Annotated in this window: 27 protein-coding genes, 1 tRNA gene and 1 pseudogene; 21 read left to right on the forward strand and 8 right to left on the reverse strand. The window is 34.4% G+C overall.

Features of this window, described 5'->3' with window-relative positions:
• Nucleotide 1 precedes the first annotated feature (1 nt).
• The 11 genes from cydD to A9G43_RS07735 all read left to right on the forward strand — a co-directional run bounded on the left by cydD (nucleotide 2) and on the right by A9G43_RS07735 (nucleotide 11,147).
• Complete coding sequence (gene cydD, locus A9G43_RS07685; RefSeq protein WP_065607999.1) at nucleotides 2–1,717, forward strand: heme ABC transporter permease/ATP-binding protein CydD; 1,716 nt, start codon at nucleotides 2–4, stop codon at nucleotides 1,715–1,717.
• Nucleotides 1,711–3,342, forward strand: a complete 1,632-nt coding sequence (cydC, locus tag A9G43_RS07690; protein ID WP_065608001.1) for a heme ABC transporter ATP-binding protein/permease CydC — start codon at nucleotides 1,711–1,713, stop codon at nucleotides 3,340–3,342. Before cydD ends, cydC begins: the two co-directional genes overlap by 7 nt.
• A gap of 644 nt (nucleotides 3,343–3,986) precedes the next feature.
• Nucleotides 3,987–4,304 (forward strand): ribosome silencing factor, encoded by a 318-nt coding sequence (gene rsfS, locus A9G43_RS07695; RefSeq protein ID WP_034909992.1) that lies wholly within the window; start codon nucleotides 3,987–3,989, stop codon nucleotides 4,302–4,304.
• A gap of 4 nt (nucleotides 4,305–4,308) precedes the next feature.
• Entirely contained in the window at nucleotides 4,309–4,779 is a 471-nt protein-coding gene (rlmH, locus tag A9G43_RS07700; RefSeq protein WP_065608003.1) for a 23S rRNA (pseudouridine(1915)-N(3))-methyltransferase RlmH, read from the forward strand.
• Nucleotides 4,780–4,797: 18 nt separating this feature from the next.
• Nucleotides 4,798–5,265, forward strand: a complete 468-nt coding sequence (gene ybeY, locus A9G43_RS07705; RefSeq protein WP_065608005.1) for an rRNA maturation RNase YbeY — start codon at nucleotides 4,798–4,800, stop codon at nucleotides 5,263–5,265.
• A gap of 101 nt (nucleotides 5,266–5,366) precedes the next feature.
• A complete protein-coding gene (corC, locus tag A9G43_RS07710) occupies nucleotides 5,367–6,239 on the forward strand; it encodes a CNNM family magnesium/cobalt transport protein CorC (RefSeq protein ID WP_065608007.1) in 873 nt (290 codons plus the stop codon).
• Entirely contained in the window at nucleotides 6,232–7,773 is a 1,542-nt protein-coding gene (gene lnt, locus A9G43_RS07715) for an apolipoprotein N-acyltransferase (protein ID WP_065608009.1), read from the forward strand. The genes corC and lnt overlap by 8 nt, the downstream gene beginning before the upstream one ends.
• Nucleotides 7,774–7,999: 226 nt before the next feature.
• Nucleotides 8,000–8,908, forward strand: coding sequence for a glutamate/aspartate ABC transporter substrate-binding protein (locus A9G43_RS07720; protein ID WP_065608011.1), 909 nt, complete (start codon nucleotides 8,000–8,002; stop codon nucleotides 8,906–8,908).
• Nucleotides 8,909–8,987: 79 nt separating this feature from the next.
• Nucleotides 8,988–9,722, forward strand: a complete 735-nt coding sequence (locus A9G43_RS07725) for an amino acid ABC transporter permease (protein WP_065608013.1) — start codon at nucleotides 8,988–8,990, stop codon at nucleotides 9,720–9,722.
• Between the two features lies 1 nt (nucleotide 9,723).
• Entirely contained in the window at nucleotides 9,724–10,425 is a 702-nt protein-coding gene (locus A9G43_RS07730; protein ID WP_065608015.1) for an ABC transporter permease subunit, read from the forward strand.
• Nucleotides 10,422–11,147: an amino acid ABC transporter ATP-binding protein gene (locus A9G43_RS07735; protein ID WP_034910011.1), complete on the forward strand. Its 726-nt coding sequence runs from the start codon at nucleotides 10,422–10,424 to the stop codon at nucleotides 11,145–11,147. Before A9G43_RS07730 ends, A9G43_RS07735 begins: the two co-directional genes overlap by 4 nt.
• A gap of 100 nt (nucleotides 11,148–11,247) precedes the next feature.
• On the opposite strand, the gene recD is transcribed toward A9G43_RS07735, so the two are convergent.
• Together recD and A9G43_RS07745 are read right to left on the reverse strand one after the other, a co-directional pair.
• On the reverse strand, nucleotides 11,248–13,098 hold the full coding sequence (recD, locus tag A9G43_RS07740) for an exodeoxyribonuclease V subunit alpha (RefSeq protein ID WP_065608017.1): 1,851 nt from the start codon (nucleotides 13,096–13,098) through the stop codon (nucleotides 11,248–11,250).
• Between the two features lie 24 nt (nucleotides 13,099–13,122).
• A complete protein-coding gene (locus tag A9G43_RS07745) occupies nucleotides 13,123–13,341 on the reverse strand; it encodes a hypothetical protein (RefSeq protein WP_065608019.1) in 219 nt (72 codons plus the stop codon).
• A 237-nt stretch (nucleotides 13,342–13,578) separates the two neighbouring features.
• On the opposite strand from A9G43_RS07745, the gene nadR reads away from it, so the two are divergent.
• A complete protein-coding gene (gene nadR, locus A9G43_RS07750) occupies nucleotides 13,579–14,811 on the forward strand; it encodes a multifunctional transcriptional regulator/nicotinamide-nucleotide adenylyltransferase/ribosylnicotinamide kinase NadR (protein ID WP_065608021.1) in 1,233 nt (410 codons plus the stop codon).
• 6 nt (nucleotides 14,812–14,817) lie between these two features.
• Nucleotides 14,818–15,507 (forward strand): nicotinamide riboside transporter PnuC, encoded by a 690-nt coding sequence (pnuC, locus tag A9G43_RS07755; protein WP_065608023.1) that lies wholly within the window; start codon nucleotides 14,818–14,820, stop codon nucleotides 15,505–15,507.
• Nucleotides 15,508–15,609: 102 nt separating this feature from the next.
• Here pnuC and A9G43_RS07760 read toward each other — a convergent pair whose 3' ends face one another.
• Genes A9G43_RS07760 through A9G43_RS07785 form a run of 6 tightly spaced genes read right to left on the reverse strand, consistent with a single transcriptional unit; the run spans nucleotide 15,610 to nucleotide 19,124 of the window.
• The gene (locus A9G43_RS07760) at nucleotides 15,610–16,236 is read right to left on the reverse strand and encodes a protein-L-isoaspartate(D-aspartate) O-methyltransferase (protein WP_065608025.1); all 627 of its coding nucleotides are present in this window, start codon (nucleotides 16,234–16,236) and stop codon (nucleotides 15,610–15,612) included.
• Nucleotides 16,237–16,241: 5 nt separating this feature from the next.
• Nucleotides 16,242–17,267 carry a tRNA pseudouridine(13) synthase TruD gene (gene truD / locus A9G43_RS07765; protein ID WP_065608027.1) on the reverse strand — a complete coding sequence of 342 codons (1,026 nt, stop codon included), beginning with the start codon at nucleotides 17,265–17,267 and terminating at the stop codon, nucleotides 16,242–16,244.
• Nucleotides 17,268–17,285: 18 nt separating this feature from the next.
• Nucleotides 17,286–17,771 (reverse strand): 2-C-methyl-D-erythritol 2,4-cyclodiphosphate synthase, encoded by a 486-nt coding sequence (gene ispF, locus A9G43_RS07770; protein WP_065608029.1) that lies wholly within the window; start codon nucleotides 17,769–17,771, stop codon nucleotides 17,286–17,288.
• Between the two features lie 4 nt (nucleotides 17,772–17,775).
• On the reverse strand, nucleotides 17,776–18,489 hold the full coding sequence (gene ispD / locus A9G43_RS07775; protein ID WP_065608031.1) for a 2-C-methyl-D-erythritol 4-phosphate cytidylyltransferase: 714 nt from the start codon (nucleotides 18,487–18,489) through the stop codon (nucleotides 17,776–17,778).
• Complete coding sequence (gene ftsB / locus A9G43_RS07780; RefSeq protein WP_065608032.1) at nucleotides 18,489–18,785, reverse strand: cell division protein FtsB; 297 nt, start codon at nucleotides 18,783–18,785, stop codon at nucleotides 18,489–18,491. The genes ispD and ftsB overlap by 1 nt, the downstream gene beginning before the upstream one ends.
• A 21-nt stretch (nucleotides 18,786–18,806) precedes the next feature.
• On the reverse strand, nucleotides 18,807–19,124 hold the full coding sequence (locus A9G43_RS07785) for a TusE/DsrC/DsvC family sulfur relay protein (RefSeq protein ID WP_065608033.1): 318 nt from the start codon (nucleotides 19,122–19,124) through the stop codon (nucleotides 18,807–18,809).
• A 194-nt stretch (nucleotides 19,125–19,318) separates the two neighbouring features.
• Between A9G43_RS07785 and A9G43_RS07790 the strand changes: the two genes are divergently transcribed.
• The 8 genes and pseudogenes from A9G43_RS07790 (at nucleotide 19,319) to A9G43_RS07825 (ending at nucleotide 23,269) form a co-directional block, all read left to right on the forward strand.
• Nucleotides 19,319–19,406 (forward strand) — tRNA-Ser (locus tag A9G43_RS07790).
• Nucleotides 19,407–19,711: 305 nt separating this feature from the next.
• A pseudogene (locus tag A9G43_RS11250) lies at nucleotides 19,712–19,857 on the forward strand (transposase); the annotation flags it as partial.
• Complete coding sequence (locus tag A9G43_RS07800) at nucleotides 19,831–20,250, forward strand: DUF2345 domain-containing protein (RefSeq protein ID WP_255308767.1); 420 nt, start codon at nucleotides 19,831–19,833, stop codon at nucleotides 20,248–20,250. The pseudogene A9G43_RS11250 and the gene A9G43_RS07800, both read left to right, overlap by 27 nt.
• 707 nt (nucleotides 20,251–20,957) lie before the next feature.
• The gene (locus A9G43_RS07805; protein WP_065608039.1) at nucleotides 20,958–21,329 is read left to right on the forward strand and encodes a hypothetical protein; all 372 of its coding nucleotides are present in this window, start codon (nucleotides 20,958–20,960) and stop codon (nucleotides 21,327–21,329) included.
• Nucleotides 21,316–21,765 (forward strand): toxin VasX, encoded by a 450-nt coding sequence (locus tag A9G43_RS07810; RefSeq protein WP_065608041.1) that lies wholly within the window; start codon nucleotides 21,316–21,318, stop codon nucleotides 21,763–21,765. The genes A9G43_RS07805 and A9G43_RS07810 overlap by 14 nt, the downstream gene beginning before the upstream one ends.
• 54 nt (nucleotides 21,766–21,819) lie before the next feature.
• Nucleotides 21,820–22,269, forward strand: a complete 450-nt coding sequence (locus A9G43_RS07815; protein WP_065608043.1) for a hypothetical protein — start codon at nucleotides 21,820–21,822, stop codon at nucleotides 22,267–22,269.
• A 41-nt stretch (nucleotides 22,270–22,310) separates the two neighbouring features.
• Nucleotides 22,311–22,595: a hypothetical protein gene (locus tag A9G43_RS07820; RefSeq protein WP_065608046.1), complete on the forward strand. Its 285-nt coding sequence runs from the start codon at nucleotides 22,311–22,313 to the stop codon at nucleotides 22,593–22,595.
• Nucleotides 22,596–22,870: 275 nt separating this feature from the next.
• Nucleotides 22,871–23,269, forward strand: coding sequence for a hypothetical protein (locus A9G43_RS07825; RefSeq protein ID WP_141674048.1), 399 nt, complete (start codon nucleotides 22,871–22,873; stop codon nucleotides 23,267–23,269).
• Nucleotides 23,270–23,550 lie beyond the last annotated feature (281 nt).

The raw sequence follows: 23,550 nt of genomic DNA on the forward strand, positions 1-23,550 counted from the left end.
TATGTCATTAGATAAAAAACGCCAGACCTATCTACTTGGCTGGTTAAAACAGCAAGCAAAAATGCATAAAACTAATTTTCGTGCTTCAATTTTAACCAGTTTTGTTTTAACTATATTAGTCATTATTCAATCTGCATTGCTCGCTGTAATTTTGCAAAAAATTATTATTGAACAACACTATTTTGTGGATATTCTGCCTTTTTTGGGCGCACTAGTTGCAGTGTTACTTGGTCGAGCAGGTTTAATTTATCTACGCGAAAAGATCAACTTTGCCATAGGCAAAAAAGTTCGTCAGCAAATTCGACAGCAATTAATTGATCAACTTGAGTTGCATGGGCCTGCTTATTTAAATCAAAGCACGATCGGCGCATGGAGTACGTTGCTTATTGAACAAGTTGATAAATTGCATGACTTTTTTGCCCGTTATCTTCCCCAAATGCGATTGGCAGGCATGGCACCGATTTTAATCTGTATTGCTATCTTCCCATTTAACTGGGCTGCTGCTACAATTTTGCTGTGCACCGCCCCCCTAATTCCTATTTTTATGATTTTAGTGGGAATGGGAGCCGCTGATATTAATCGTCGTCATTTTAAAGCGCTCGCATATTTAAGCGGTCATTTTTTAGATCGTTTAAAAGGACTCAATACCATTCGATTATTCAACCAAGGCGAAAAACAAACTAACGAAATAGCCATTGCCTCTGAAGATTTTCGTATTAAAACTATGCAAGTGCTCAAAATAGCCTTTTTATCTTCAGCCGTATTGGAGTTTTTTACTTCTATTTCAATCGCCATTGTGGCGGTTTATTTTGGATTTTCGTATTTAGGCGAATTCGATTTTGGTGCATATAATGGAACTGTTACTTTATTTGCTGGTTTTTTTGCGCTAATGTTAGCCCCTGAATACTTTCAACCTTTACGTGATTTGGGCACTTACTATCATGCCAAAGCTGAAGCAATCGCAGCAGCAGATAATATCGAAACTTTTTTAAGTAAAAAAATCGCACCAAAACAAGCCAATGATAATATAACAAACATAAAATTGACTGAGCCATTAAAAACAATTAAAGCAGATAATTTAATTGTATTATCTAACGAACAACAACCTATCGTTGGTCCATTATCGTTTAGCTTGCAAGCACCATTTAAATTAGCTCTAATAGGAACTAGTGGCGAGGGTAAAACTTCGTTAATACAAGTACTACTCGGCTTTTTACCTTATCAAGGCTCACTAAAGATTAATGGTATTGAATTTAATCAATTAGATATTAGTGATTGGCAACTGCAAGTAAGCTGGATTGGTCAAAATCCTTACTTGATTAATGGTACTATCCGTGAAAATATTTTATTGGGTAAACAAAATGCAACCAACCATGAACTGGATAACGTGATAGCCAAAACCCAATTGACCGAAGTTATTGCTAAATTACCACAAGGCATCAAAACCCAAGTTGGCGAAGATGCAGTACGTTTATCAGTTGGACAAGCACAGCGGATCGCCTTAGCCAGAGCAATGCTAAAATCTTGTCAATTATTGATTCTTGATGAACCAACTGCTAGTTTAGATAAACAAACTATCCAAAATTTGGATCAGCAATACATTGCCCCTAATAGCATTACAATTACTCATCAAACAGATGACATGCAAGATTTTAAACAAATCTGGCAATTGGCTAATGGTAAGCTACACTGTGATATCAAGGGGGATTTATGCTAGCTATATTACGCCCTTATATCGCACTATATAAACACTATTTTGGGCAAATTTTATTGGGATTATTTTTGTCAATTCTTACCCTATTTGCCAGCGTATTCTTGCTATCATTATCAGGCTGGTTTTTGGCTTCTACCGCTTTTGTTGGCGTTGCAGGTTTGTATACTTTCAATTATATGTTGCCTGCTGCTGGTGTTCGTGCTGCGGCAATTATTCGAACCGCCGCTCGCTATATGGAGCGTTTAGTTGATCATAATACTACATTTAAAATCTTAGCTTATTTAAGAACGTTAGCTTTCCGTAAGATTTTGCCCTTAAGTGCCAATCAATTAGCCCACTACCAACGGGCTGACTTGCTTAATCGCTTTATTGTCGATATTGACGCACTTGATCACTTATACCTAAAACTTTTTTCACCTATTGTAACCGCACTTGTTACCATTGTTGTTTTGTTTATTGGGTTAGCAAATATAAACTTACCTATTGCGTTAATTATTACTATTATCCTTACAACCACCTTACTTGTGGTTCCGGTCATTTTTTATCAAGCAGGAAAACAACTCGGCAAAACACTAGCTAAACAACAAAGTGAATATCGTTTATTATTAATTAATTATCTACAAGGACAAGCTGAACTTATCCTATTTAATGCACAACCACGCTATCGTGCTAAACTTGATAAGCTTGAATCAAACTGGCTTTATAACCAGCAACGTCAATCAACATTAATGGCACTATCAAGCGCATTGATTGTGCTGATTGCTGGATTTTTAACGTTGCTTGTTCTATGGCTAATTACCCAATACACCCTATCCCCTTTAGTAGCACTATTTGTATTTGTTAGTCTTGCAAGTGCTGAAATACTCATGCCAATTCCTAGCGCATTTATCTTTTTAGGGCAAGTACTGACTTCCGCAACACGCACAACGGGTATTTTTAATCAAACACCCGACATTCAATTTGTTTCTAAAGGTAAAGCGATAGATTTAACTACGGCAAAATTAAAATTTGAACAAATTAATTTCAGCTACCCAAATCAACCTTTTGCGATATTAACTGATTTTTCCTTAACGGTTGAACAAGGTGAACATATTGGAATAATTGGTAAAACAGGTTGTGGTAAATCAACATTATTAAGCCTAGTAAATCGGACTTGGGAGGCAAGCTCCGGCAATATTTATTTTAATGATACCCCAATAAATCAACTGGATGAAAAAACTTTGCGACAAGCCATTGCAATGGTTCCGCAAGTTATTACTATTTTTAGTGAGACTTTACGGAAAAATTTACTCATTGGTAATCCTAATGCAACTGATCAACAGCTTATTGAGGTTCTATATCAAGTTGAATTGGACAAATTACTAACTACAGAACAAGGTTTAGATATGCTAATTGGACAAGGCGGACGTACTTTATCTGGCGGTGAAATTCGCCGTATAGGCATTGCAAGAGCATTACTGCATAATTCCCCTTTAATTTTAATGGATGAACCAACAGAAAGCCTTGATCAACGAACAGAACAACAAATTATCCAATTGATAAAACAAACATGCAAAGATAAAACACTAATCATGGTTACGCATCGTTTGACTGATAATCCGCTGTTTGATCGAATTATTTCGCTTTAATAAATGGTTTAATTTATATGTCATTCATTGCTGATAAAGGGCAATATTAACTTTCGGAAATTGTAAAAAACTAAAAGTTTTCCTTATAAATATGTTCAGGTAAATAATTAATTTTTAATTAAATCAGAATATTATAATAAAACAACTTAAATGTAGCCTCTTTTTTTGGGAGTAAGTTGTGATATTTAAAATAGTTACACGAAACCTTTCCAAAATCCGATTAATATTTTGAAAAGAAAATCAAATTTTTCTTTTTTTGTTTAAAACTAATATTACGGAAGCTGCATCCTTTAGGATGCTTCCACCTATGTGTCACAATTACAACCCATATATCTATGTTTATTAGCTATAATTTCAGCAGTTTTCTTCTATGTGGTTTTATTGTCGTTAACAAAGGTGCTAACTGAATTTAGAATAAATAGAGAAAAAAGAAAACAGATAATTAAAAAATCGCCTTTTCAGGTAGATTTAAATAATACTATTTTGCATTAGCAAACAAATATTAATAAAGGAGTATGAATTATATTGCTCAATATCGATATATTTTGTCACCTCCAAATAAATACATACACAAATTATTCATCACCGTTATTTTTAAAATATATGCTATAATGGCGCTTTATTTTTAATAAATAAGAGAGATTATTTTGCAGCAGTCGTTACAAGATTTTATTATTGATAAGATTGATGATCTAAAAGGAAAAGACATTGTTACCCTTGATGTTCGTGGAAAATCAAGTATTACCGATTATATGATTATTTGTACTGGCACTTCAAACCGTCATGTTTCCTCTATTGCTAACCATTTACTTGATGAAGCAAAAAAACAAGGTCATTTGGTGTTAGGTAGCGAAGGTAAAAGTGATGCCGATTGGGTCGTAGTTGATATGGATGCGGTCATTGTACATATAATGCAAGAAGAAAGCCGTCAGCTTTACGAACTTGAGAAGCTTTGGAGTTAATCACGTGAAGATACAGCTTATTGCTGTTGGCAATAAAATGCCAAACTGGATTACCACTGCTTTTAATGATTATCAATCACGATTTCCTAAAGATATGCCTTTAGAGCTTATTGAAATCCCCGCTGGAAAACGTACCAAAAATGCAGATATTGTACGGATCTTAGATAAAGAAGGCGAAGCAATGTTAAGTGCCTGTGGTAAAGGCAATCGCATTGTAACTCTTGATATTCCAGGTAAACCTTACACGACGCATAATTTAGCTGAACAATTAGAACGTTGGAAAGTAGATGGCCGTGATATGAGTTTATTAATTGGTGGCCCTGAGGGGTTATCTCCTGCTTGCAAAGCGGCGGCGGAACAGAGTTGGTCACTGTCGCCACTTACCCTACCTCATCCTTTAGTGCGGGTTATTGTAGCTGAAAGCCTTTACCGTGCATGGAGTTTAACCACTAATCATCCTTATCATCGTGAATAATAAAGTAAGGTGAATATGATGAGCGCAATTATTTTAGATTTGCAAATTGCTACAGAAGATAACCAAAATTTGCCTACCGAAGCGCAAATTATGCAATGGTTAGAGGTTATTTTACCTCAGTTTATGGATAACGCCGAGCTCACTATCCGTATTGTCGATAAACAAGAAAGTCAGCAATTAAATTGTACCTATCGTCATAAAGATAAACCAACTAACGTTTTATCTTTTCCGTTTGAATCCCCAATCGAGATCGATGTTCCTTTATTGGGTGATCTAATTATTTGTAAGCAAGTGGTTGAAGCTGAAGCTGAGCAACAACATAAATCATTAACTTCGCACTGGGCACATATGATTGTACATGGTTGTTTACATTTACTCGGTTATGATCATATTCTTGACGAAGAAGCTGAAGAAATGGAAAATATCGAAATTGATATTATGCAACAATTGGGATTTGAAGATCCTTATCAACCCGTTGATGAATAAAAATACTCAATGGGCAGTTTAGTTCGATGGCAATTTAGCTAACTAAGCAAAATATATAAAATAATTTAAATTAATAACAAAGTAAGAAAGGAAAAGAGCAAATGAGTGATGATAATCACCGGAGACCTAAAAAAGGGTTTGCATTATGGTTAAGTCAGTTATTTCATTCAGAACCAAAAGATAAAGAAGAACTGATCGAAGTGATCCGCGAAGCCGAAGAAAACGAACTTATCGATCCTGATACCTTAGATATGATTGAAGGGGTAATGGATATAGCAGAACAACGCGTTCGCGATATTATGATTCCTCGCTCTCAAATTGTTACCATAAAAGACAATTATTCACTTGATGAGTGTCTAGATATTATTTCTGAACATGGGCATTCTCGTTATCCTGTTATTAGTGAAGATAGGGATCACATAGAAGGCATTTTATTGGCTAAAGATCTTTTGATTTTTATTCGCCAAGGTATTGATAATTTCGATCTCAAAAAAATTCTCAGACCAACCGTTGTTGTTCCCGAAAGTAAACGTGTCGATCATATGTTAAAAGAGTTTCGTATGCAGCGCTATCATATGGCAATGGCTATTGATGAATTTGGTGGTGTTTCGGGGCTTGTGACTATTGAAGATATTTTAGAACTCATCGTGGGCGATATTGAAGATGAGTATGATGAAGTTGAAGATCGCGATATTCGTCGCTTAACGCAATCGGTTTATACTGTGCGAGCCCTCACTCCAGTGGAAGATTTTAATGAAATATTTTCAACTGATTTTAGTGATGATGAGATGGATACCATTGGAGGACTGGTAATGCAACATTTTGGACGCTTACCCTTACGCGGAGAAACCATTACCATTGACGGCTATCAATTTAAAGTTACCATTGCAGATCGAAGACGAATCATTCAATTGCATGTGACTATTCCTGATGGGGCTACCGTGCCTAATTTAGAGTTACCTGAAAATGCTTAAAAAAATATTATTAAGCCTAATTTTTGGTGGTATAGCGGTTTTTAGTTATGCTCCATTTCATATTTGGCCTCTAGCTTTTGTATCGTTTGCCGGTCTTTTATGGCTTATTGCTGATAGTTCTAAAAAACAAGCTATGTTACTGGGATTAAGTTGGGGCATTGGCTATTTTGCCGCAGGGATCCATTGGGTTTATATCAGTATTAAGCAATATGGAGAGTTACCCGCTCCCATTGCCATTATCATCTTAGGCCTTTTAATCCTATATTTGTCGCTTTATCCTATGCTATTTGCTTTTCTATTAAGGATGGCAAATCGTTTTGCTGGACAATTTTCATTTAAACAACTTATATTTCTTGCTCCTGTGCTTTGGCAATTAACCGAATTCTTACGAGGGTATATTTTAACCGGATTTGCTTGGTTGCAACTCGGTTATAGTCAACTAGATAGCCCATTAAAAGGCTATTTTCCTGTATTGGGGATTGATGGAGTCAATTTACTGCTAACAATTTTGTGTGGATTATTTGTTTATTGCATAAAAACAATAAATAACAAAATGCACAGGAAGCATATACTTGGTGCATTAATTGCACTACTTGCGATCTTATTTGCACCGGTTTTATTCAATAATATTAATTGGACTAAAGTTAATGACACACGTTCAGCTAATTTTGTTTTAATTCAGGGGAATATTTCGCAGTCAATTCGTTGGACAAAAGAGCAACTTAATGACACATTACAAACCTATACAAAACTGACTAAACAAAACTTTGGTAAAGATAAAATTATCATTTGGTCAGAGGCCAGTATCACCGATTACGAAATAAATCAACAATCTTTTTTACAATATCTGGATAACGAAGCCCGAGCCCATGATTCTGAAATAGCTGTTGGTATTATTGATTATCGCTTTGGTGAATATGGTTATCAATCTAATGGATATATCTACAATACTTTATTAGTATTAGGAGAAAAGGAACCTTATCAATATCCAACTATCAACCGTTATAAAAAACACCATCTAGTACCCTTTGGGGAGTTTACACCGTTAGAATCAGTACTTGAACCAATTGCTGAACTGCTCAACATTCCTATGTCCTCAATGAAATCTGGCGAAACAAAACAGCCTCAATTACAAATAAAAGGCTTTAAATTTACCCCAGCCATTTGTTATGAAGTGATTTTATCTAATTTAATATGGCAAAATTTTTCTCCAGATACAGATTTTTTACTTACTGTTTCAAACGATGCTTGGTTTGGTGATAGTATTGGACCTAAACAACATTTACAAATGGCGCAAGCTAGAGCGCTTGAATTTGGTAGACCATTAATTCGTAGTACTAATACGGGAATTACTGCAATTATTGATCCACATGGTAATATTGTTAAAAAATTACCGCAATTTGAAACAGGCGCATTATCTGCATCTGTATCACCAACAACTGGCCTAACGCCTTATGCTATATGGGGGAATTGGCCTTATTTAGTAGTAATGGCATTAATGTTTATTTCACTTTTTATAAAAAAACGTTCATAGTTCAAAATATTGGCATAATTATTGCTTAAATATAACCAAGGTTTAATAAGTCTTGTTATAATCAATAATCTAATATTGTGTTAATCACTGGTTACATCTAGCTCCAATGATAGATAAATAACTAGTAAAAAGTACTTTTATGCTAAAAAATAAGTTATAATATACACCCTTTGTAAAAATATTAAAATTATTTAATATGATACAAACCAATCAGTAGGAGACCAGTATGAACAAAAAGACAAAATTAACCAAATTAGTATTATCATTTGCAATGTTAGGACTAATGACCGGTTCGGCTGTTGCAGAAGAACTGAGTGGTACATTAGCAAAAATTAAAGATAATGGTGTTATTGTTGTTGGTCATCGAGAATCTTCTATTCCATTCTCCTATTATGGTGATAATCAAGAAGTAATTGGTTACTCACAAGATTATTCGAATTTAATCGTCGATGCGGTTAAAAAAGAATTAAACTTACCTGATCTTAAAGTAAAATATTTACCGATTACTTCTAAGACTCGCATTCAACTGCTTAACAACTATACCTATGATTTCGAATGTGGTTCGACAACTAACAATCTTGAACGCCAAAAAACAGTTGATTTTTCAAACAGTATTTTTATTGTTGGTACGCAATTCCTTGTTAAAGCGGATAGCAACATCAATAGTATTGAAGATCTAAAAGGTAAAAACGTGGTAACAACTGCAGGTACAACGTCTGAAATCCGTTTAAACCGAATCAACATGAAAAATAATTTAGGTATTCGTATCATTACACCAAAAGATCATGGTGATGCATTTAATGCATTAGAAACAGGTCGAGCTGTAGCATTATTGATGGATGACGCACTACTTGCAGGTGAACGTTCTCGTGCTATTAATCCAGCTGAATGGAAAATTGTTGGTGAACCGCTTTCTTATGAAGCTTATGGTTGTATGTTGAGAAAAGGCGATACTCAATTTAAACAATTGATGGACAAGACTATTGCCGATACGCAAAAATCAGGAAAGGCTTTAGAATCATATAATAAATGGTTTACTCAACCCGTTCCACCAAAAGGTGTAAATATGAGTCTTGAAATTTCGCCTAAAATGGTTGAGCTATTTGCCAATCCTAATGATAAAGCATTAGATTAATACTTTTCTTATCTTTCTAATCCAATGTACTAAATCAATTGCATTTAGTACATTATCTAAATTAGTGAATTAATATATTATGAGTTTTAATTGGACCCTATTTTTTGAACATACTCCTTATGGTGATGGGATTTATTTAAATTGGCTATTAGATGGCGTTTTTGTGACAGTTTCATTAGCAGCCACTGCTTGGATCATTGCTTTTGTGCTAGGGTCACTTGTGGGGATATGTAGAACTTTAGAAAATCAGTTTCTAAATAACTTTGCAGCGGGTTATATTCAGCTATTTCGTAATATACCATTGCTTGTTCAAATGTTTTTGTGGTATATGATACTACCGATAATATTAAGTGGTAGTCTACGAATTTGGTTTACTTCTTATTTATCGCCAAATATAAGCGCATTTATCACTGCTGCTATTGCTTTAGGACTATTTACATCTGCGCGTATAGCAGAACAAGTACGAACAGGTATTCAAACTTTACCTAAAGGCCAACGATATGCCGCTATTGCACTTGGTTTAACTAATCGACAAGCTTATATGTACGTTTTATTACCAAATGCATATCGACGAATTATTCCACCATTAACATCAGAGATGACCAATATTATTAAAAATTCATCGGTTGCATCAACAATAGGATTAATTGATTTAATTGGTGAAATTGATCGCATTAATGAGTCAACCAATAGCATTATCGAAATATTGTGTGGTGTCACGATTGCCTTTATGCTGATTAACTATGTGGTGATTACTGTCATGCGAATCGTTGAAAAACATACTCGTTTACCTAATATGAATCATGGAGGATAAGATGCAGTTATTTCATTGGATTGCCAATATACCTTCATTAGTATTAGATAACTATCACTTATTATTAAGTGGATTATGGTTAACAACCAAAATCACCTTTACTGCTGTGGTTTTCGGTATTATTTGGGGAACAGTATTGGCATTAATGCGTTTATCAAATAATAGAGTGCTTAACGTTTTTTCTAAATGCTATGTCAACTTATTCCGCTCTATTCCACTATTATTAGTGTTGTTGTGGTTCTATTTAGCACTCCCTCAAGTTATTAAATACCTATTTAACTTGCCACCTTATGCGGATGTGCGTATTGCTTCAGCGATGATTGCTTTTGCGCTGTTCGAAGCTGCGTATTATTCTGAAATCATTCGTGCGGGTATCAATGCTGTTGCCAAAGGTCAATATTATGCAGCCTATGCATTAGGTATGACTAAAAGCCAAGCAATGCGTTTAATTATTTTACCGCAAGCATTTAGATCTATGGTGCCATTGTTATTGACACAAGGTATTATCTTATTCCAAGATACCTCTCTAGTTTATGTCATGAGCTTAATTGATCTATTTGGCGCAAGTGTGTCGCAAATTGGTAATACACAAGGTGGTACCGTCAAGTATTCTATGATTATTTTTGCAGCTGCAAGTTATTTTATAATTTGTTTTACTGCTTCATGTTTGGTTAATTATTTCAAGAAAAGGATTACTCGATGATCTCCTTAGAAAATATTTCAAAATGGTATGGACAATTTCAGGTATTAAAAAACTGCACCACTCGAGTTGGTAAAGGCGAAGTTGTTGTTGTTTGTGGTCCTTCAGGTTCAGGAAAATCAACCCTGATAAAAACTGTAAATTGTTTAGAGCCTGTACAAAAAGGCAAAATTATTATTGATGGAACAGAAGTTACAAATAAAGCGACTAACTTAGCTAAATTACGATCCAAAGTAGGTATGGTATTTCAACACTTTGAACTGTTTCCACATTTAACTATTTTAAAAAATCTAACACTTGCACAAATTAAAGTGTTAGGTCGAACAGACGAAGAAGCTCGAGAAAAAGCGCTTAATCTTTTAGAGCGTGTTGGTTTACTTGCCCATGCAGATAAATACCCTGCTCAGCTTTCTGGTGGTCAACAACAACGTGTAGCGATCGCTCGTGCGTTATGTATGGATCCTATTGTTATGTTGTTTGATGAACCAACCTCAGCACTAGATCCTGAAATGGTAAACGAGGTGCTAGATGTTATGGTTGAACTGGCTTATGAAGGTATGACTATGATGGTGGTTACTCATGAAATGGGCTTTGCGCGTAAGGTAGCCCACCGAGTTATCTTTATGGATGCTGGTGAAATTATTGAAGATACCTCAAAAGAGCAGTTCTTTACTAATCCACAATCAGATCGTGCTAAAGACTTCTTAGCTAAAATTATCCATTAATTTAATTATTACAGGGCTTTTAGCCCTGTTTTATTATTTCTTCCTCGAATTACACATCATCTTTCAAAAAATAAACTTAAATATGCTTATCAAAACAGAATCAGCTATTATTTTGCAATAAACTGACTAAACCACTATGTCTTTGCGTTTGTGATTTAATTGCTTGTAACAAGATAGCTTCAGTCGCATAAATTGAAACCGTTTTTTTAGCACGGGTAATGGCAGTATAAAGTAAAGAACGATTAAGTAACGGCGAATTATCAGTTGGTAGGATAATATTTACATCATCGAACTCTGAACCTTGTGATTTATGAATCGTCATGGCATAAGCCGTTTCATGTTCGGGTAATCGAAATGGAGAAAATCCTTTAATAGATCCATCAGCAAAAGGGAAATAAACACGCAATTTTGAACTATCATGCTCGGCTTTTAATGTAATACCAATATCACCATTATATAGCCCTAATGAAGCACTATTACGTAATATCATGATGGGTCGACCAACATACCATGCTTCTTTATTTTTCAAATAAATTAATTTGTTTTTGGCTAAAAGTAATTCAATTTGTTTATTTAAACCTTCGACACCAAAATGTCCTTCTCTGACAGCACAAAGTAAGCGATATTCAGCAAATTTAGATAAAACCAACGCTATATTATTAGTTCCATTCTGCTTAATCACATTTAAATAATGTTTATAATGATTAATACTATCGTGTAAAATATCTTCATAAGCCTGTTGTGAAGAAAGAGCATGATACTGAATATCACTCAATGATTCATCTAATAACAATTTTTTAACAGAAGTTGAGCACCCAGCTTTGACTGCATTAGCCAACAAGCCAATACCAGATGATTCGTTAAAACGATAACTTTTTTGTAATAAGCAAATGCTATCAGTAATTTTTGCTGTTTGCTGGCAAGCTGGCACATCATAACCAGTCAATTGACTTAGCTCTTTTGCCCGTGCTTCGCTATAACCATGCAAAATAAAGGTACAAAGGTCACCAAACACAGCTCCGGCTTCAACTGATGAAAGTTGATCTTTATCACCTAACAAAATTAAACGAGCAGAATTAGGTAATGCTTCAATTACTCTTGCCATCATATTTAAATCAACCATAGATGCTTCATCAATGACTAACACATCGACATGCAATGGATTATTCTTATCATGCTTAAATGAACGATTATCTGCTTTTGCACCTAATAAACGATGTAAAGTGATTGCTTCTGCTTTTATATTTAGTGATGCAAAATCGAGTTGATCGATTGTGCGTCTCAGTGATTCGGTTAACCTTGATGCCGCTTTTCCTGTAGGTGCCGATGTAATAATTTGAGCATGCGGATTGGTTAACAAAATTCCGGCTAAAATTTTGGCAACAGTAGTTGTTTTACCCGTACCTGGTCCACCAGAAATAATAGCAACTTTGCGTGTTAACGCAGCAGCAACTGCTACTTTTTGCCAATCAATTTCGGTTTGATTCTGAATAAAAAGTTGATTAAGTACAGTGGTTAAATCAGTATTGTAGCTAAGTTCTTTATCTAAAGCTGTATGATTGAAATATTGAGCTACATTTTGTTCATCTAACCACATTCTTTGAAAATAAAGTTTATTTTCAATAAAAATAAGCGGAGACAAATTTGTTCCATCACTCACAACCTGACTATCATAAGCTTGTTCAAGAGCAATTTTCCAATCTTGCGCATTTGGCGAATCTAATTGTAACCAAAGCTGTGATTCAATCGTTGATTCATCTAAATAAGCAAGATCAAGGCAAACATGACCAGATCTTACCTCTTTACTAAGCGACATAACTAAAAAGCTAAATCGTTTAATAGTAATATCATCATTTAACTTTGCTTTATGTGTTAAAAACGTTGCCAAATGAATATCAAGCAAACTACTTTGGCTATTTTGTTTAAATTGGCTTAACCACTCGTTTAACATATTCTATTTCTGTTATTAACGTACTTATAAACCAATTATATCGTTAACTTTATCTTTTGGATAAGTCAGTTTAAAACTTAAGTTAAGATTTTTATTTTCGCCTTTGGTCAACGACACGGTTGATTGTCCTTGTAATTCGGCACCTTGCAAAAAAAGCGTGACTTTATTAAGTGTTACATTATTGTTTGCAAAAACACTGCTAGAAGCAAATGCAATTAAAAAAGCTAATTTCTGAATTTTCATATAGTTCCTTTGAAATAAAAACTAATTTATAACTATTTAAAAATAATTATGTTATAAGTTAAATGGCACATGATTCTCTCTAACAATGGTAATAAAGTAGTTATTCTATCTGTTTAATTGCTATTAATTTTAACATAGTTGTACAAAAAATAAATTATTTTTTGTTTAATATATTGAACGAAAAATAAAAATAGTTTATATTTCGTTTAAGATGAAAAACCAAATAAGGGATATTCTATGAGTAACTTCAATTATCTAAAAAAAGCAATCAAACGTAAGAATATATCTTTACAAACTGTCGCCGACGCTTGCCAAATGACTAAAGGTTATCTTAGTCAACTCATTAATGATAAAATTAAAAATCCGAGCGCACAAAAATTACAATCACTCCATCAATATTTACAAATTGAAGAACCAAACAAAAATAAAAAAGTAGGAGTGATTTTTGGCAAATTTTATCCTTTACATACTGGGCATATTTATCTTATTCAGCGAGCAATTAGTCAGGTTGATGAGTTATATGTTATTCTTTGCTCTGATACTCAACGCGACGAAGCGCTTTTTAAACAAAGTGCTATGTCTCGCCAACCAACTATTAATGATAGAATTCGTTGGCTACTGCAAACTTTTAAATATCAAAAAAATATCCACATTGAATTATTAGAAGAAGACGGCATTCCAGCTTACCCAAATGGCTGGCATGAGTGGAGTGAACGAGTAAAGAAACTATTTCAAGAAAAAGGCATAAAACCAGATTATGTTTATTCAAGTGAACCGCAAGATGTCGCTATGTATAAAGATTTGTTTGATCTAGAAACTGTCTTAATTGATCCAAAACGACAATTTATGCAAATAAGTGGTACTCAAATCCGTCAAGCACCGCTGAAAAACTGGCAATACATTCCAACCGAAGTTAGACCTTTTTTTGTTAGAACCATTGCCATTTTAGGGGGAGAATCTAGTGGTAAATCAACTTTAGTTAATAAACTAGCAAACGTATTTAACACAACCAGTGCATGGGAATATGGTAGGGATTATGTATTTTCTCAACTTGGCGGGGACGAACGCGCATTACAGTATGCTGACTACGATAAAATCGCATTAGGGCATGCACAATATATCGATTTTGCCATAAAACATGCCAATAAAGTTTCGTTTATTGATACCGATTTTGTGACAACTCAAGCTTTTTGTAAAAAATATGAAGGTAAAGAACATCCATTTTTACAAGCTATGATCAATAACTATCGTTTTGATTTAGTGATTTTACTCGGTAATAACACGCCATGGGTCGCTGATGGTTTACGTCATTTAGGCAGTCCAAAACAACGTAAAGATTTTCAAAAACTATTAATAACGTTATTAGAAAAAAATAATATCAAATATATAGAAATAGAATCTCCCGATTACGAAGAACGTTATTTACGCTGCATTGAACTAGTTAATCAACTTATTAATGATGAAGAGTAATAAATTATGAATAAATTAAGCAATCTTGCCATTTTAATTGGACGTAATAAATTCTATCCATTTTTTTGTATATTATGTGTAACACTAGCATTTTTATACACTGACCCATTTACTGAATTTGATTTACGCTATGCTACTTCTTACATAGGCGCTTTTTGCGGTCTGCTATGCGTTATCTTATTAGCAAAACGTAAAAACATGGGAAATGTATTAGGTATGTTTGCCGTAGTTGCAGAATGTTGTGCTAATGTTCTTGGCGGCAATATTGGTGCAGGACTACCGCCAGTCTACTATTTTTGTTCACACATCTATGGTTTATTCACTTGGCAAAAGAACCTTGATAATAATAAAAACGTTAAAGTTCGCTCATTCAATGAAACCACATTTTTATATACAATCATATTTCTTATTATTGCCGCTTTTATTAATATTTATTTAACGGATAAAATTGGTGTAACTAATACAACCTACCAACTAATAACTAACTGTTTTATATTTGGTCTAGGCATTGTTGCTCAATTATTATTGATGATGCGATATGTGTTTAACTGGTATTTATGGGTTATATTAAATGTACTGGTAATTGGTTTAAATATCTATACCGACAATATCATTATCGCAACACAATATTTAATTTATCTGTTTAATGCCATTTATGGAATTTGTGAATGGAAACGCTCTGAGCAACCAGAGTAAATATTCTAATTTTGTTAAAAAGTTTCAGGAAAGACTGTGTTTAAGTATAAAAATAGAAAATAAGTGCTTTATTTTCTATTTTTTATTTGAGATGCAGTCTAATTATTCAACATCCCCTTTAACCAAAGGCACAAATATAACCTCGCCCATATTTTTAGCTACAAAATTATCTCCATCACGCTCAATTAATTGTAAAACCTGTTTATTTTCGCCAACAGGAATAACTAAACGTCCTTTATCGGCTAACTGTTCTAGTAAGCTTTGTGGCACTTCAGATGCGGCGGCTGTAACAATGATGCCATCAAATGGTCCACGTTCAGGCCAACCTAACCAACCATCACCATGGCGTGTTGCAATGTTATGAATATCAAGTTGCTTTAAACGGCGTTTAGTATTCCATTGTAGACTTTTTATTCGTTCTACCGAGCAGACATTTTCGACTAACTTTGCTAAAACAGCCGTTTGATATCCCGACCCTGTTCCAATTTCAAGTACTTTTGAATTAGGCTCTAATTTTAATAGTTCAGTCATCTTTGCTACGATATAAGGCTGAGAAATAGTTTGACCGCTTCCTATTGGCAATGAACGATTATCGTAAGCTTGATGCGAAAGCGCCTCATCAACAAAATGTTCACGAGGAATTGACGCAATAGCATCTAAAACGCGCTCGTCTTTTATTCCTTGTTGCCGTAAGAATTTAATTAGGGATTGCATTTTTAGATTTTGCATTTGAGCTACTCATTTTCTATTATTAGTTCACGTATCACACTTGTTGCATAACAACCTGATGGCAAATAAAAATTGAGTTCGAGACTATGCTCATCTAACCATTGCCAATTAAGCTGCTCTGCTCGTAACAATATTGACCGTCTTGCTGTTTCTACTCGCTCTTTTTTAAATAGATCATTAAATTCAGACCAACTTTCTAAACATTTTTGCTCAAACTTCAGCGCATCAAATAATGTACCTAGTGGTGAATCCCCCACCATTGGTGCAGTAATATTGATCTCGCCTTGTTCTAAACGCATTTGTAACTGAACTAATTCGTCTGCTTGAGCAATAAACCAGCTACCACGATGCGCTAATTGTAATATATCGCCATTGAGCACGGTTTGATGCAAACTTTGGGTAATGCGTTGACTGACAATATTATTAAAAATCGCACTTCGCGCCGCAGAAAGATAAAAGCTACGTTTTTTTCGATCCTTAACCGAAATTTCGCCATTGGCCCATTTTATAGCCTGAGTAATATTATTTTCATCACGACCAAAACGCTGCTCACCAAAATAATTAGGCACACCATGCTGTTTGATTAATGCTAATTTAGATTCAATTTCAGATTGACTATTTAACGATTTTAAAATAATTTTAAAATAATTACCTTTTAATGCGCCAATTTTTAATTTTTTATTATGCCGCGTGACTTTTAATATTTTACAACCCGTCAAATTAAATGCCGAAAAGTCTGGTGTTTGTTGACCTGGCATATGTAAACTGAACCACTGCTCAGTCACTGCTTGGCGATCTTTCAAACCAGCATAACTTACTAGCTTGGTTGAAATTCCCACATATTTAGCCAACTGCTCAGCCACGAAAATGGTATTACAATCACGTTTTTGCAAAAAAACTAAAACATGTTCGCCTTCACCAGTCAACTCAAAGCCAAGATCTTCTGTCACATTAAAATCTTCGTATTGTTGCTTGTATTGTCCTTTAGTGGTCGGTTTGCCATATAAATAATTAAGTTGTGCTAACACTATTATTGCCTATTGTATAATTTAAACTGTTTCGGATTTTTTACTTAACAACACTACCGCTTGGCAAGCAATGCCTTCTTTACGCCCAGTAAAGCCTAATTGTTCAGTTGTTGTTGCTTTCACACTAATTTGATCAAAATGAACTTTCAGATCTTCTGCTATATTAACTCGCATTTGATCAACATGCGGTCGCATTTTAGGTTCTTGGGCAATAATAGTAGTATCTAAATTAACTAATTCATAACCTTTATCTTGAACAAGGGTATACACCTCTTTCAATAATATTCGACTATCTATACCTTTATATTTAAGATCTGTATCAGGAAATAGCTTACCGATGTCACCTAATGCCAATGCGCCAATTAAAGCATCGGTTATTGCATGTAACACAACATCACCATCAGAGTGAGCAACAAGGCCATATTGATAAGGAATTTTTACCCCTGCAAGAGTTATAGGACCCTCTCCACCAAACTTATGAACATCAAATCCATGACCTATTCTCATACTTTTACCTATTTGGAATCTGCTTAGTTAAATAAAAAGTAGCCAATGCTAAATCTTCAGGACGGGTTATTTTTATATTATCCCCTCGACACTCAATTAATAAAGGATGCCCACCACAATACTCAATGGCTGAAGCTTCGTCAGTGATGGCAACATGATCATTTAAAGCTTTTTGCAAACATGATTTTAGTTCGCCAGCATTAAACAGTTGAGGAGTAGAAGCGCCCCATAAATAAGTCCGATCTTCAGAATAATCAATAATGGTATCATTATTTTGACAAGCTCGCTTAATCGTATCACTAACACGAGTGGCTAATATACCGCCTTGTTTTTTAGTTGTTACTGTTTCAATCAGGCGAGTAATATCACAATGAGTCACACAAGGTCTTGCCGCATCATGAACTAAAGCCCACTGTTCATCATTCAGCAATTTTAATCCGGCTAAAACAGAATCAGCTCGAGTTTTGCCACCTAAAGCAACTTTAATCTTATCGTGCTGAGCAATTGAAAGGGTATTAAATATATTATCTTCTGAGCTAATCACAACAATAACTTGAGCGATTTGAGGATGCGTTAATAATTTATTTAGAGTATGTTCTAAAACGGTCTTCGAACCAACTTTTAGATATTGTTTAGGGATTTGACTATTCATACGGCAACCAACTCCTGCTGCCGGTACAATAGCAATGATATCATTAAGATTATTCAATTTATGCATTATCGTTTTTTAGTATCCGAATCAATTATAATTCGATAAAAATATTCATTAGGTTTAACCATACCCAAATGACTACGAGCACGCTCTTCTATTGCTTCATAGCCACGTTGCAAATCGTTAATTTCAGCAAACATCTGTTCGTTACGAGTCTTTAACTTCTCATTATCGGCACGCAAAGTGACTAACATTTCTACATTATCTTGATAATCGTACACATTATTTTTGCCATACCATAAAGAATATTGCAGATAACCCAGTACAGCTAATAACAATAAAGGTAGCTTCCATCTTCTCATGAATTTAGTATTATCCTTTATCTATATGCATTTAACTGGTTTTGGTAAGCCTGCAAGTTTAGTTACTTGTTTAGCAGGACCGTCTGGAAATAATTTATACAAATAACGACTATTACCCTTTTCTGCACCAAACTTTTTTTCCATTGCTTTGACTAAAGCTCGAATAGCTGGTGAGGTTTTATATTCTAAGTAAAAATCACGAACAAATAAAATAACCTCCCAATGGGCATCGGTTAATTCAATGGACTCTTTGGCTGCCAATTCTGGAACTAAATCAACATTCCAATCCTGCCAATTTTTTAAATAGCCTTTCTCATCAGTTTCTATCTGCTCTAACATTTTTTCAAAGTACGTTATTTTATTTGCGTTGTATTATACTCAATTAATCAAAATCCAACACTAATTTTGCAGACAAATACGTTATTGTTTGTTTAATTCCTTTAAAATTTGATGAAATTTAAAGCAAACGATAAAAAAAATTAAAATAGCTATTTACAAATAAGCAAGTCTACTTTATTATTCACAGCCATTGCGGAAGTGTGGCTGAGCGGTTGAAAGCACCGGTCTTGAAAACCGGCGAGGGGCGACCCTCCCAGAGTTCGAATCTCTGCGCTTCCGCCATCTAATTCTTGTGGTAAATTCCACAATCATCCAAAGAATTCCATTTTAACCTTTGATAGCAAGGGTTCTAGTGGATTTTTTTCTTTCAATTTTATTGCTAATTCCATACTCATCCAGAGTAATCCAAAACAAGCCACGCTTAGATCGTATACTAAATCGGATAACAAAAAATACTTGATCAGTTTTGTATTTTTATTAAATACGATGATCTCGTTTTGCATTGGATCGGCTACACTAATTCATACAACTTTTTTAAGGGGTTAGGTAAACTTATCACAACTAAAAAATGAGCAAATATGAATAAGATTAAACGCAAAAGACGAACATTCACTGATGATTTTAAACACCAAATGGTCAGTCTTTATCAAAATATGGTAAATCACGTAGTGAAATCGTTGCAGAATATGATTTGACACCATCAGCATTGGACCGTTGGATAACGCAAGCAAGGCAAAGTAGCTTACTGGCCTATGCACAAGAAGGCATCGCCCTAACCAGCCCTGAAAACATCCAACTAACAACAGGAAACAGCCTCACCTTAACCAGCGAAAGTCAAACCGACATCAACGCCTTAAAAAATGTCACCTTCTCATCGGCTGAAGCGGTTGGTTTATTTACCCAAAAATCGGGGATGAAATTATTTGCCAACCAAGGCGATATCGAGGTGCAAGCCCAAAATGCCAACCTCAATATGGCCGCCAAGCAAGATATCAAAGTGGATAGTGTCGATGGCAAAGTCACCATTACCGCCAAAGACAACCTCACGCTTATTTGTGGTGGCTCTTATATCAAAATCAGCAGTGAAGGCATTGAACTGGGCGCACAGGATAATGTTTTATCTTAAGTGTAATGTCTTCCAGAAGATGGGGGCCAGCGAATATGGATGTAGATGCTTTATTACCTGCTGGTTGTGAATCGGCGATACAAGAAGCGGATAAACTACAAAAAGCAAATGTAAAACTTGGATAAGTTATGGATAAAATGAATAAATCAATACAAAAGCAAGATATTGAGAGTGTTTTTCAACAGATTATTGCGCTGTCATTAAAAAATGATGCAAATTTTTACCTTATCTATCAATCATATGACTAAAAAACAAGTTTAACTGATTTGATTGCAGAAAAAAATTAACATTATTTCGATATATCAGCTATCAAATAAAGCACACACCAGGATTCATTGAACTTGATTTAAAAAATGAAAAAGATCGAACCATATTAAAACAAAGTATTCAGGAATTTTATTTAGCCATCGATCCTAAAACCGTGTTATTTGCAAAACCACGTTCAGTATATGGATAAATTTATTCCTCATTTAATGCCGAAGTATTAGCACAAGAGTTAGGAAAAATTGCTATTCAACCATCAAGTGATGGTAAACAATTATTGCGTTATTTTGACCCATCGGTGTTACCACCACTATTAAATATTTTCATTTTTGTGCAAAAAAATATTACTTAATCCGATTCATTCATGGTTATATCTTAACAGTGACGGCCATTTAATTATTTAAAAAAATCATAGAGATGAAAGTGAAAACCTTATTGGCAATTTGGGGATCATCAAGCAACAATGGCAACAAATAAACTGGATCGAAAGCCGTAATCAAACACTTGCTCGTTATCATTTTTTTCACCCAGAATATAGCTTACCAGAAAGTGAAGCTGATGGCATTATTATGCAATCTTTTCAAAATGCTACCCTCAAAGGATACCATGATAAACGAGATCTAGCCGAATATGCTTATCATAGTTTAGTTATACATCCTGAATTTATTGAACATCCAATTATTGCCGAAGCAATAAGACAACATCGGCACCAATCACTAATAAAACAATTACAAACTATAACCCCACAACAATGGGATATTATAGCGGATGAATGTATCATTAATACAAAGGAAATAAATAATGGGTTTATGTGAAAAATGCCAATCTAAAGGCCTACCAATTTATCCTGTTCGTTATGCTGTTGCACCTAAATATATCAATGCAGATTTACCCTCATGGGCAAAAAACGATATGCTGCCTATTTTAAAAGGAGATAGCAAATATGTGCTAAGAACCATGCGAGCAGGCTACCTTTATGTGTTATGTCAGTATGAAGACAATATTACATTAGATATTTCCATTTATAAAATTGATGAAAACGGCGGTTTTTGGCAACAAGATATTAGTAAAGAGCAAGATCTATTAAGATTTGGTGATATCATAAGTGAAGAAAACCCTTCTATACCTGTCAATGATATACAAACGACCTGCGGCAATAGTGCCCATTTATCAAGCAATATCGCCTTTATTACACTTTCAAAACCCGAAAAATGTGAAAAAGCTTGGCTTGCTTTTAGTGAACATAAATAGAGTGTTAAAACTTTAAAAAAATACCTTATTGATAAAGATAAACGTAACTTGCGAATGCAACTTATCAAACCAAAGCAATGGATAAATTCGCAAACCATCGGCATTGGCATAACTACCGCTAATCAGGAAGCTATCGCCTCAACCTTGGATATCCAAAACTCTGATGATTTAAAAGAAAGAATCACAACATCCTTACCAAAATTTAAAAGCATTGACTACTCATTTTGCTTTCCTTATTTGTATCAAAATAAACCATTAGACAAAAGTACGCTTTCGCAAAGTATTTTATTTCGCCAACCATTTATATATGATAAACAGCTATTCAAAAAACGAAGTACATTAGCACCTTGGCAATCACTAACCAAGCCAGTTTATGACCAAATCACCCCAAAAGAACGGTATTCAGTCTATCTACATAAAAAAATGATGTCAGCCGAACGTAACAGCACGGATAGCTCACCAATGATGGTTGTATTGACAGTATTGGTATTGCTGCTGAGTTAAGTAATTGGAGTAACAGTGCATTAAACTCGTTTAGAAAAATAATGATAGAAAGACAGCGTGAAAATGCCACTTATAGTGGTATTGCAATGCTTGAAGAAGCGATAAAAAACAGATATCTTGCTGAAAGTGAAGAAGATTTTAAAAAACATATAAAAAACACCAATAGAAAATACCTTGCTGATGCAAAATATTTTAATGAAAAAGTAAAACCTTATGATAGTGGTATTTTAGGAACCGATACAACCCGAATCGTACCATGGAGCGAAGAACAAAAAGCCCAAGGCCAACGTGTTATTAATATTGTGAGTGAATCTAAAAAAATATAATTTTGTTTCCAAATACGTTAATCCATATTTAACCGATATAGAAAAAAATGCCAAATTACTGTCCAATATGAACTTTTTAGGCAACTTTTTGGGGGTGATAGCGGGGGTTAATTGATATTGGTTTAAATTGGAACGAGGACGCTTCAGAGAAAGATCAGAATCAAAAAACATTATATTATGCATCTCTATTTACCTTGATTGTATCCACCACCGATTTATTTTTACAAATGGGTAAAACTAGTTTAATTAAAATTATAGATCGAGGGTTTAAATCATTGTGTTTTTTACTCGTTGATAAAATATTTATAAATGCATTTGTTTTTTCTACTGGAAGAATACTTACATCAATCATAGCATTGGAGTTAAATCCATGGGTTAGTCTGGGGATATTTTTACTTCAACTATATTTAGAATTAGCTGAAGACGATGATATCGAAAAATGGTTAAGGCGTTGCCGTTTTGGTAAAGGGCAAAATATAGCAGATTATGACTTTGCCTATCGCTTTAACTCGTCCGAAAAAGAAATTGTGGCACTGCAAGTGATCTTTAAAAAATATGAAGATCAGCTAGCCGAATATTACGCCGAACAAGAACAAAAACGTATCAAAGAAAATATGCCAGTATTCTCATCGAGTGATTGGCAAATTATTTATAATTGGCCTATCCCTCAATAATTATATAAGGAATTCAATTATGCCTTACGCAAAATACGATAATAAAGACCCTGTTTATAAAGATAAAGAGCAACTATTAAAAAAAAACCGGTATTAGTATTACCGATCCAATCCTACCACCCAAAAATTTGGTTAAATTAACCGGCACCTTATCCAAATTTATAAAATGTTCTAAAATGACGTTGATTTCGACTACTGCCATTCATAAAATCCATTGAGCACGTTCTCCTGTTGGGTAACGATAACTTTTCTGGAGTTTAGGCAGATAATACGCTTTTTAC

It is taken from the genome of Gilliamella sp. Occ3-1, assembly GCF_001690655.1.
Taxonomy (GTDB): Bacteria; Pseudomonadota; Gammaproteobacteria; order Enterobacterales; family Orbaceae; genus Gilliamella; species Gilliamella apicola_P.